9 protein-coding genes are annotated in these 11,219 nt (G+C 45.4%); 8 read left to right on the top strand and 1 reads right to left on the bottom strand.

Translation table 11 applies throughout. From position 1 onward, the window contains the following. The first annotated feature begins 102 nt into the window (after window positions 1-102). Complete coding sequence (gene aceB, locus R7H07_RS22430) at window positions 103-1,731, top strand: malate synthase A (RefSeq protein WP_206959752.1); 1,629 nt, start codon at window positions 103-105, stop codon at window positions 1,729-1,731. A 120-nt stretch (window positions 1,732-1,851) separates the two neighbouring features. Then, window positions 1,852-3,165 carry an isocitrate lyase gene (gene aceA, locus R7H07_RS22425; RefSeq protein ID WP_005381733.1) on the top strand — a complete coding sequence of 438 codons (1,314 nt, stop codon included), beginning with the start codon at window positions 1,852-1,854 and terminating at the stop codon, window positions 3,163-3,165. Between the two features lie 123 nt (window positions 3,166-3,288). On the opposite strand, the gene R7H07_RS22420 is transcribed toward aceA, so the two are convergent. After that, window positions 3,289-3,738: a CBS domain-containing protein gene (locus tag R7H07_RS22420; RefSeq protein ID WP_017820562.1), complete on the bottom strand. Its 450-nt coding sequence runs from the start codon at window positions 3,736-3,738 to the stop codon at window positions 3,289-3,291. Window positions 3,739-4,050: 312 nt separating this feature from the next. On the opposite strand from R7H07_RS22420, the gene R7H07_RS22415 reads away from it, so the two are divergent. From R7H07_RS22415 to secF, 6 genes are all read left to right on the top strand, one after another. Next, window positions 4,051-5,217, top strand: a complete 1,167-nt coding sequence (locus R7H07_RS22415) for a trypsin-like serine protease (RefSeq protein ID WP_132937062.1) — start codon at window positions 4,051-4,053, stop codon at window positions 5,215-5,217. A 268-nt stretch (window positions 5,218-5,485) separates the two neighbouring features. Beyond that, entirely contained in the window at window positions 5,486-6,538 is a 1,053-nt protein-coding gene (queA, locus tag R7H07_RS22410; RefSeq protein ID WP_005381728.1) for a tRNA preQ1(34) S-adenosylmethionine ribosyltransferase-isomerase QueA, read from the top strand. A 147-nt stretch (window positions 6,539-6,685) separates the two neighbouring features. Next, a complete protein-coding gene (gene tgt, locus R7H07_RS22405; protein ID WP_005381727.1) occupies window positions 6,686-7,822 on the top strand; it encodes a tRNA guanosine(34) transglycosylase Tgt in 1,137 nt (378 codons plus the stop codon). Window positions 7,823-7,999: 177 nt separating this feature from the next. Continuing rightward, the gene (gene yajC / locus R7H07_RS22400) at window positions 8,000-8,329 is read left to right on the top strand and encodes a preprotein translocase subunit YajC (protein ID WP_005381725.1); all 330 of its coding nucleotides are present in this window, start codon (window positions 8,000-8,002) and stop codon (window positions 8,327-8,329) included. Between the two features lie 21 nt (window positions 8,330-8,350). Further along, the gene (gene secD, locus R7H07_RS22395; protein ID WP_005381724.1) at window positions 8,351-10,207 is read left to right on the top strand and encodes a protein translocase subunit SecD; all 1,857 of its coding nucleotides are present in this window, start codon (window positions 8,351-8,353) and stop codon (window positions 10,205-10,207) included. A gap of 14 nt (window positions 10,208-10,221) precedes the next feature. Next, window positions 10,222-11,169: a protein translocase subunit SecF gene (gene secF / locus R7H07_RS22390; RefSeq protein ID WP_005383689.1), complete on the top strand. Its 948-nt coding sequence runs from the start codon at window positions 10,222-10,224 to the stop codon at window positions 11,167-11,169. Window positions 11,170-11,219 lie beyond the last annotated feature (50 nt).

Genomic DNA, 11,219 nt, shown 5'->3' with positions numbered 1-11,219 from the left:
TTGAACACAAAGTTAAAGGATGTAATTTGTTGTTCATAACTTACAAATGTAGCTTTACGCTGACTGCCCAAGATTGATAAAGCACGTTAAGGATGAATGATTATGCTTGCTCAGACAGAACAAAAAACACAACAACTAAAGCAAACCCAAGGCATGCTTGAGGTGAATGGAGTCGTTGCTCCAGAACATCAAGCAATTTTCCCTGTTGAAGCCCAAACCTTTTTATCTCTACTGTGTGAAAAATTTGCCGGACGTGTTGAACAGTTGCTGGAAGCAAGAGAAGAGAAGCAAGCACGTATTGATGCTGGTGAGCTACCAGATTTTCTACCAGAGACACAAGACATCCGTGAAGGAAGTTGGAAGATCCTAGGAATCCCACAAGATCTGCAAGATCGCCGTGTGGAGATTACCGGACCAACTGACCGCAAGATGGTGATTAACGCACTGAATGCGAATGTAAAAGTGTTCATGGCAGACTTCGAAGATTCAATGTCTCCTGCATGGAGTAAAGTGCTGGATGGTCAAATTAACTTGCGCGATGCTGTTAATGGCACCATCAGTTACACCAATCCTGGCAATGGCAAACATTATCAGCTGGAAGATGACCCAGCGGTGTTGATCTGCCGTGTTCGCGGCCTTCATTTAAAAGAAAAACACGTTACGTGGCACGGTCAGATCATTCCAGGTGCGCTATTCGATTTCGCTCTGTATTTCTATAACAACTACAAAGCGTTACTTCAAAAAGGCAGCGGCCCTTATTTCTACCTTCCAAAACTGCAATCGCATCACGAAGCGAAGTGGTGGAGCGAAGTGTTCCATTTCACGGAAGACTATTTCGGTTTGGATACAGGCACCATCAAAGCGACTGTGCTGATTGAAACCTTACCAGCGGTATTCGAAATGGACGAGATTCTGTTCTCGCTTAAAGAACACATCGTTGGTTTGAACTGTGGTCGCTGGGATTACATCTTTAGCTATATCAAAACATTGAAAAAATACTCAGACCGAGTACTGCCAGATCGCCAAGTGGTAACGATGGACAAGCCATTCTTAAACGCTTACTCGCGATTATTGGTACGTACTTGCCATAAACGAGGTGCTTTCGCGATGGGAGGAATGGCCGCATTTATCCCAGCTAAAGACCCGAAAGAGAATCAAAAAGTATTAGACAAGATCCAGACTGACAAATCGTTAGAAGCTAACAACGGCCACGACGGTACTTGGGTGGCTCATCCAGGTTTGGCTGACACTGCTATGGAAGTCTTTAGTGCTGTGCTGGGTGAACGCACCAACCAGTTGGATGTGAGCCGTGCAGAGGATGCGCCTATTACTGCAGCCGAACTGCTTGAGCCTTGTGAAGGCGAGCGCACTGAAGGCGGAATGCGCCACAATATTCGCGTTGCGCTGCAATACATCGAAGCTTGGATTTCTGGCAATGGTTGTGTGCCGATTTACGGACTGATGGAAGACGCTGCAACGGCAGAAATCTCCCGAGCTTCTATCTGGCAATGGATTCAACACGGCAAGTCGCTAGACAACGGATTAAAGGTCACTAAAGAGCTGTTCGAGCTCTATCTAAAAGAAGAGATTGAAGTCGTGAAGCAAGAAATTGGCGAGCAGCGCTACCATGCGGGTCGATTTGAAGAAGCAGCAGACTTAATGGCAAGGCTCACGACGAGCGATGAACTGACCAACTTTTTGACAGTTCCTGGTTATGACTACCTGGATTAATAAAGAATAACTGTAACACCAATAACGTGAAGGATTTTCAAGGCAGATAGGGAAGTACTGCCTGAGAACGGAAACTCAACGCACACGCATAAAGTGCAAATTATAAAGAGGGATAGACCAATGACTAACTTAACTCGCCGCCAACAAATTGAAGCTCTGGAAAAAGACTGGGCAACTAACCCACGCTGGAAAAATGTGAAGCGTACTTACACTGCCGAGGAAGTGGTGGAACTGCGTGGCTCTATGGTGCCTGCAAACACAATTGCACAACGTGGTGCAGACAAACTTTGGTCACTGGTCAACGGTAGTGCGAAAAAAGGTTACGTAAACTGTCTTGGTGCGCTAACGGGTGGTCAAGCCGTTCAACAAGCTAAGGCAGGTATTGAAGCGATTTATCTGTCAGGCTGGCAGGTAGCGGCGGATAACAACACCGCTTCGACGATGTATCCAGACCAATCTCTTTACCCAGTAGATTCTGTACCGTCAGTAGTAAAGCGTATCAACAACTCATTCCGTCGTGCAGACCAAATTCAGTGGGCTGCTGGTAAGACGCCTGAAGATGAAGGTGGTATTGATTACTTCCTACCTATCGTAGCGGATGCTGAAGCGGGCTTTGGTGGTGTGCTTAACGCTTACGAACTAATGAAATCGATGATCGAAGCCGGTGCCGCGGGCGTTCACTTTGAAGACCAGTTAGCATCGGTGAAAAAGTGTGGTCATATGGGTGGTAAGGTATTAGTTCCTACGCAAGAAGCGGTACAAAAGCTCGTTGCAGCTCGTTTGGCTGCTGACGTAGCGGGTACAACAACATTAGTTATTGCTCGTACTGATGCGAATGCGGCGGATCTCATTACTTCAGATTGCGACCCATATGATAAAGACTTTATTGAAGGTGAGCGCACTCAAGAGGGTTTCTACCGCGTTCGCGCTGGTATCGACCAAGCGATTTCTCGCGGCCTGGCTTACGCACCATATGCAGACCTAATTTGGTGTGAAACGGCTACGCCATGTTTGGAAGAAGCACGTAAGTTTGCAGAAGCAATTCACGCTGAATACCCAGATCAATTGTTGGCGTACAACTGCTCGCCTTCATTCAACTGGGAGAAAAACCTAGATGCAGAAACCATTGCTAAGTTCCAACAAGAGCTTGCAGACATGGGCTACAAGTACCAATTCATCACGCTAGCAGGCATTCACAACATGTGGTTCAACATGTTTGAACTGGCACACGCTTACGCTCAAGGTGAAGGTATGCGTCATTATGTTGAGAAAGTTCAGCGTCCTGAATTCCAAGCAGCTGAAAAAGGCTATACGTTTGTTGCGCACCAACAAGAAGTAGGTACAGGTTACTTCGATAGAATGACCAATACTATCCAAGGTGGTAACTCTTCAGTGACAGCATTGACAGGTTCGACCGAAGAAGACCAATTCTAATTGGCAGAGAAACACTTCCTTAATCAGCGTCAGTAATGGCATTTTGAGCGGCAACCCTGCCGCTCTTTTTTCGTTTAACCGGTGTAAAAACGAAACTTACAACAAAGAGAATACGCTTGCGTACTACTCTTCCTGCTCGATTTCTTCAGGTTCCACTTCTTCTTGTAGTTCCAATAAGTTAATCGCAATCGTCACGAAGTCACTATCAGTAATAATGCCGACCAATCGACCTTTGGTGACAACAGGTAGACAGCCAACTTTATGCTTTTGCATATAGATAGCGCTCTCTTTGAGCCCCGCGATAGGCTCTGCCGTCATGATGTTGGTGTGCATCATTTCGTAGAGCGGTGTGTCTAAAGTAAAAGATTGTTCAGCCTCATCTGGGTGCAAGCTCGATTCTTGAGCAGCAAGAATGTCGCGTTGAGTCACCAAGCCTTGTAAGTGGTTATTGGCATCAACAACAGGAATGTGTCGAATATCAAGCGCATCCATCATGCTTTTTGCATCACGCAAGGTGTGCGTGCGCAGTAAGGTATGAGGATTACGAGTCATCATGTCTTCAACCTTGATCATAGAGACCTCCAGCGGCATTGTCCTTCTCTTAAATATAGAGAATATTTTTCTGTATATCTGGGAGCTAACTCGTTTTTCATCAATTAAATAGCACAATGCTGATGGGCTGCGTAATCTGTGTTTTATTGGTGTTTTTATTAATTTGAATAAGTCGGTTTGTGTGCGAGTCAGTTGGCATTTTTAGTTGATATTGAATGTGTTCCCAAGGTAATCCAATGAATTGAATCGCACATTTTTATTCGCTGGATTTTCCAAGATTCTTCTCTCGAAGAAGATACGTCCAGGCTTACCAAATTGAAGACAGCAACCTAGATGAAACGAACAACGTGTAACAAACTTATTGCGCTGGCAGTGGCGGCATTCAGTGTGCCATCAACACAGGCGATTGTGTTAGGAGATGAACAAACCGATCCTGTTGACCGCGTTACTTTGCGAGCAAGTAATATGGCAGAGTTTCCGCTGTGTGGTGGAACGATGCTGACAGAGCAATGGGTACTGACTGCGGCGCACTGTGTGGTGATGGGACAAGGAACCAATGAAGCAACCTACTATGTGACCCCGCCGGGTGAGCTGTCGGTGAATGCGAATGTGTATGAACTTAATTCTGCAGGGCTTGATAACTTCTATCCGGTGTCTCACGTTGTGGTTCATCCGGATTACACCCGGATTTCAAAAGCTGAGACCGACAGTAATGGCAACGTGAAACCTATCCAAACCGGTTTAGATTCAGACATCGCGTTGCTGTATCTCACGCGCCCAGTGGCAAACGCGAGCTTTGCTGACCTAGCGAGTAAAGTTGACATGGAGAGTATCGAAGCACGTTTGGCGGCGGACTGGAACGATAATTACCTGACCAATCAACGTGTCGAAAATGTGCAAGTGTTTGGATGGGGGTCTACTCAGCCGGATGCTTCTGAACCTTCTAATACGCTCAAAACCACCATTAGCACATTTTTGCCCATCGACAAATGTTATGAGCGTTTAGAAATTGGCAGCAGTTTTCCGGGGATCATTGATTCAAGAGACAACCAAACCAAAATTTGTACGCTACCAACACAAAACCATGTATTGGAGCCGGATAGCCATACCCAATATGGCAACTCTGCATGTAAAGGTGACAGTGGTGGCCCGTTGGTCGATGTGGCGACCGGCAAACAAATTGGTATTGTTAGTGGCGGCCCTCTTATTCTACCAACGTGTGGCTCTTTGACGATCCCAAGTTTCTATACCAAGGTGAGCCACTATTACGACTGGGTACAGTCTTACATCACTGCCGATGCGCCACCAAGTCGTTACATCATTGCGCCGAATTTTATCAAAAGTGCTAACAATGAAAGTGGTGACAATAAAGAGTGTCACGATGGCATTGCGACCAATAACTGTGATTTCAAAGGCTCAGATGATGAAGGTGGCAGTCTAGGGTTTTGGTTATTGGGTTTATTCGTGCCGTTATTCTTGTGGCGAAAGCGTGAGGTTTGATAGGGCGATTGGAATGCCAAACTAATAAGCAGCGGTATACGTTGCTTTGCTTTTTTCATGTTCTCTCTTTGGGGCTCAAATTAAAAATAGTGCCAAGTAATCGAGGCTTTTCACGTTTTATTACACTCTTCACCATGGCTTTTACTGCTATATTCTGGTGATTTGCTTGCTATTGCAGCATGTAAACATATACTAGTCTGCTGCGAAAAACTCGTCGCAATTTTATCGTCGCCTAGACGTGATTTGACCAATAGATAAGACAAGTAACATGCAAGTATCAGATTTCCATTTCGACCTTCCAGATGAACTCATCGCTCGCTACCCTCAACCAGAGCGTACCGCTAGCCGACTGCTGCAAATGGACGGCAATACCGGAGAGCTCATTGATGGCACATTTACTGATGTATTGGGCCAAGTTCAACCCGGTGACTTAGTGGTGTTTAATAATACTCGTGTTATTCCTGCTCGTCTTTTTGGCCGCAAGGAATCGGGCGGTAAATTAGAAGTGCTGGTGGAGCGCATGTTGGATGAGAAAAGCATCCTCGCGCACGTTCGTTGCTCTAAATCACCAAAACCAGGTACAACCATTATTGTTGGCGAGAATGATGAATATTCAGCAGAAATGGTTGCACGCCATGATGCTTTATTTGAACTGAAATTTAGTTCTGATAAGACGGTACTAGAAATTCTGGAAGAAATCGGCCATATGCCGCTTCCTCCTTACATCGACCGTCCAGACGAAGATGCAGATAAAGAGCGTTACCAAACGGTATATAATCAAAAGCCAGGTGCGGTTGCGGCACCGACAGCGGGCCTTCACTTTGATGATGTTCTCTTGGAGAAAATCAAAGCGAAAGGTGCAGAGTTTGCTTACGTTACTTTGCACGTTGGGGCGGGTACATTCCAGCCGGTAAAAGTGGAAAATATCAACGATCACCACATGCATGCCGAGTACGTAGAAGTACCACAAGAAGTCGTCGAAGCAATTAAAGCGACGAAAGCGCGTGGCGGACGAATTATTGCTGTTGGTACCACATCTGTGCGTTCACTTGAAAGTGCAGCGCAAGACGCATTGCAAAAAGGGACTGAGCTGGCCCCATTCTTTGGCGATACTGAAATCTTTATTTTCCCTGGTTACGAATATCAGCTAGTGGATTGCTTGATCACAAACTTCCACTTGCCTGAATCAACACTGATCATGTTGGTGAGTGCATTTGCTGGATACGAGAACACCATGAATGCTTACAAACATGCGGTGGAAAACAAATACCGTTTCTTCTCGTATGGCGATTCAATGTTCATCAAGAAGAAAACAGCGTAGTTAAAAATAGATTTACGAGTGCTAGCAGTAAGCTAGGAAATAAAGCATCCATTGCTTTGTCTCTCGCAAGGAAAAGCGACCGCTCCTTAAAGTAGGGTAGAGCCCTAAACACTCAGTCAGACTGTTTCTCTGACACCCGGAGGCATCGTGAAATTAAAATTCGATCTTAAGAAGAAAAACGGCAATGCACGTCGTGGTCAACTGACTTTCGAACGCGGCACTGTTCAAACTCCTGCGTTCATGCCAGTAGGTACTTACGGTACCGTTAAAGGTATGACACCAGAAGAAGTAAAAGGTACTGGTGCAGAAATTCTGCTAGGTAATACGTTCCACCTGTGGCTACGTCCTGGTCAAGAAGTGATGAAAATGCACGGTGACCTGCACGATTTTATGAACTGGCACGGTCCTATTCTTACTGATTCAGGCGGCTTTCAAGTATTCAGCCTTGGTAAGATGCGTACGATCACTGAAGAAGGTGTTCACTTTCGTAACCCAGTAAACGGTGACAAGATTTTCATGGACGCAGAAAAGTCGATGGAAATTCAAAAAGACCTGGGCTCTGACATCGTTATGATTTTTGACGAGTGTACGCCTTACCCAGCGACACACGATGAAGCGAAGAAATCGATGGAAATGTCATTACGCTGGGCACAGCGTTCACGTGACCACTTCGAGAAGCTAGAAAACCCGAACAACCTATTTGGTATTGTCCAAGGTGGTGTTTACGAAGATTTACGTGATGTGTCGGTAAAAGGTCTAACGGAAATCGGTTTTGACGGTTACGCGGTTGGTGGTTTGGCAGTAGGTGAGCCTAAAGAAGACATGCACCGTATTCTTGAGCATACTTGTCCTCAACTTCCTGAAGACAAACCTCGCTACTTGATGGGCGTAGGTAAGCCAGAAGACTTGGTTGAAGGTGTTCGTCGTGGTATCGACATGTTTGACTGTGTAATGCCAACGCGTAACGCACGTAATGGTCACTTATTTGTGACTGGTGGTGTGATCAAGATCCGTAATGCGAAACATAAAACGGATACAACACCATTGGATCCGCATTGTGACTGTTACACTTGTCAAAACTACAGCAAGTCGTACCTTCACCATTTAGAGCGTTGTAATGAAATCTTAGGCGCTCGCTTGAATACAATCCATAACCTGCGTTACTACCAGCGTCTGATGGAAAGCATTCGTAAAGCAATTGATGAAGATCGCTTCGATGAATTTGTTACTGAGTTCTATGAGCGTCGTGGCCGTGAAGTGCCACCACTAGCAAAAGAGCAGTAATTGAAAAACTAAAAGAATTAAAGCCTTTGGCATGTCGCCAGAGGCTTTTGCTAATAAAGTAGGCTAACGCACGTTATTTTTGAGAGAGCGATCTCTATTAGTTACTCTCAGACTTGAATCTAAAATGCGAAAGCCCAATTTGTTTGATTATCAATAAAATATAATGAGGATGTTTTAATGTTTATTTCTCAGGCTCACGCAGCAGCAGAAGGCGCGCCAGCAGGCGGTGGTTTTGAAATGCTAATCATGCTTGGCATGTTCGCAGTGATCTTTTACTTCATGATTTACCGCCCACAAGCGAAACGCGTAAAAGAACACAAAAACCTAATGGCTTCTATGGGCAAAGGCGACGAAGTTTTAACTAGCGGTGGCCTAGTGGGTAAAATCACTAAGATTGCTGAAGACAATGACTACATTTCAATTGAGCTTAACGCGAACAATGAAGTAGTAATCAAGAAAGACTTCATCACTGCAGTGCTACCAAAAGGTACGCTTAAGTCTCTATAAAACAGCTAAAGGATCCTCGCTGTGCTAAACCGTTATCCATTATGGAAGTACTTGATGGTGCTTTTTGCCATCATCACCGCTGCGTTATACGCACTTCCAAATATCTACGGTGAAGATCCGGCTATTCAAGTTACAGGGGCGCGTGGCGCCTCTGTAGATATGTCAACGCTGGATGCTGTCACTACTGCTCTTAACAAAGAGCAACTTTCTCATAAATCCATTGCTCTCGAAGATGGATCAATTCTTGTTCGTTTTAACGACACTGACACACAAATCAGTGCTCGTGATGTCATCAGCGAAGCGCTAGGCAAAGACACAATTGTTGCACTTAACCTTGCACCTTCTACACCCGATTGGCTAGAAGCGATTGGCGCGTCACCATTGAAGCTAGGTCTTGACCTTCGCGGTGGTGTTCACTTCTTAATGGAAGTGGATATGGATGCAGCGATGGAAAAGCTTGTTGGTCAACAAGAAGAAGCTTTCCGTAGCGAACTTCGTGACGCCAAGATTCGTTACCGTGCAATCCGCCCTTCTGGAAAAGAAGCGGTAGAAGTGTTGTTGCGTAACGAAGAGCAATTAGCAGAAGCGAAAGCAACGCTAGAAAAGAATCACCCGGACATGATTTTTGTCGATTCTGATTCAAATGGCCGTTACGCTCTTACTGCAACCTTTACTGAGCAACGTTTACAAGAGATCCGTAACTATGCTGTTGAGCAAAACATTACGATTTTACGTAATCGTGTCAACGAACTAGGTGTTGCGGAACCATTGGTTCAACGTCAAGGTGCTAGTCGCATTGTAGTTGAACTGCCTGGTGTTCAAGATACTGCTCGTGCAAAAGAAATTCTCGGAGCTACGGCAACGCTTGAATTCCGCGAAGTTGATGATAAAGCTGACCTATCGGCAGCGGCAAATGGTCGTGCGCCAGCAGGCAGTGAAATCAAGATGGACCGTGATGGTCGCCCAGTTGTGCTTAAGAAGCGCGTTATTCTTGGCGGTCAAAGCATCACAGATGCAAGCTCAAGTGTTGATGAATATGGTCGTCCACAAGTTAACATCTCGCTAGACAGCGAAGGTGGTAATAAGATGTCTGCGTTCTCTAAGAAGAACATTGGTAAGCTAATGGCTACCGTGTTTGCAGAATACAAAGACAGTGGCCGTCGTACGCCTGAAGGCAAAGTTATTCTGGATAAGCATGAAGAAGTCATCAACCAAGCAACGATTCAATCGGCTCTTGGTCGTAACTTCCGTATCACAGGTATCGATTCTGCTGCAGAAGCACACAACCTAGCACTTCTACTACGTGCTGGTGCACTGATTGCACCTATCTCTATCGTTGAAGAACGTACCATTGGTCCATCAATGGGCCAGCAAAACATCGATATGGGTATCCAAGCATGTATCTGGGGTATGGTTGCCGTAATGCTATTTACGCTGCTTTACTACCGCGGCTTTGGTTTGATTGCAAACATCGCTCTAATGGCAAACTTAGTGCTTATCATTGGTGTTATGTCGATGATTCCAGGCGCTACCATGACGCTTCCGGGGATAGCCGGTATCGTGTTAACAGTCGGTATGGCGGTTGATGCGAACGTACTGATCTTCGAGCGTATCCGTGAAGAGATTCGTGATGGACGCAGTCCACAACAAGCGATTCACCAAGGTTACGCGAATGCATTCAGCACGATTGCTGATGCGAACATCACAACACTAATTACTGCAATCATTCTATTTGCGGTCGGTACAGGTGCGGTGAAAGGTTTCGCAGTTACTCTATCTATCGGTATCTTAACTTCAATGTTCACCGCCATTATTGGTACACGTTGTATCGTGAACCTGATCTACGGTGGCAAACGCGTTGATAAATTGTCGATCTAAGGCTGGGAATTAATATGTTTCAAATTCTAAAAGCAGAGAAGACGATCGGCTTTATGCGTTGGTCGAAAGTAGCATTCGTTTTTTCAATTATAATGATTGCTGCTTCTATCTTCACTTTGTCAACCAAGTGGCTTAATTGGGGTCTAGATTTCACTGGCGGTACGCTTATCGAGGTCGGTTTTGAACAGCCAGCAAACCTTGAAGAGATTCGTGCAGCACTAGATTCAAAAGGCTTTGGCGATGCGACAGTACAAAACTTCGGTAGTGCTCGTGAAGTCATGGTCCGTCTTCGTCCACGTGATGACGTTTCTGGTGAAACGCTAGGTAACCAAATCATTGGTGCTATCAAAGATGGTACTGGCGAAAGCGTAGAAATGCGTCGTATTGAGTTCGTAGGTCCCAACGTTGGTGATGAGCTAACAGAAGCTGGTGGTCTAGCGATCTTGGTATCGCTGATCTGTATCCTGCTTTATGTATCGATGCGATTTGAATGGCGTCTAGCGGCTGGTGCGGTAATGGCATTGGCTCACGATATAATTATCACGCTAGGTGTCTTTTCGTTTCTACAAATTGAAGTTGACCTGACTATCGTAGCTGCGCTACTGACGGTTGTGGGCTACTCACTCAACGATACCATCGTTGTATTTGACCGGATTCGTGAAAACTTCCGTAAGATGCGTAAGGGTGAACCTTCGGACATCATGGACGCTTCAATCACTCAAACATTGAGCCGTACATTGATTACATCTGGTACGACGTTGTTCGTGGTAATTGCACTGTTCATGCAGGGGGGGGCGATGATTCACGGCTTCGCAACTGCACTACTACTAGGTATCACTGTTGGTACTTACTCTTCTATCTACGTAGCATCAGCACTAGCGCTAAAACTGGGCATCCAGAAAGAGCACTTGATGCCACCTCAAGTAGAAAAAGAAGGTGCAGAGTTCGACGAAATGCCATAAGGCAGATTGAGAACCGAAAACAAAAACCGCTGAACAATCAGCGGTTTTTT

The organism is Vibrio sp. Vb1127 (assembly GCF_033338735.1).
Taxonomy (GTDB): Bacteria; Pseudomonadota; Gammaproteobacteria; order Enterobacterales; family Vibrionaceae; genus Vibrio; species Vibrio alginolyticus.
Note: the sequence above shows the minus strand (reverse complement) of the source record. Positions and strands in the feature narration are given on the sequence as shown.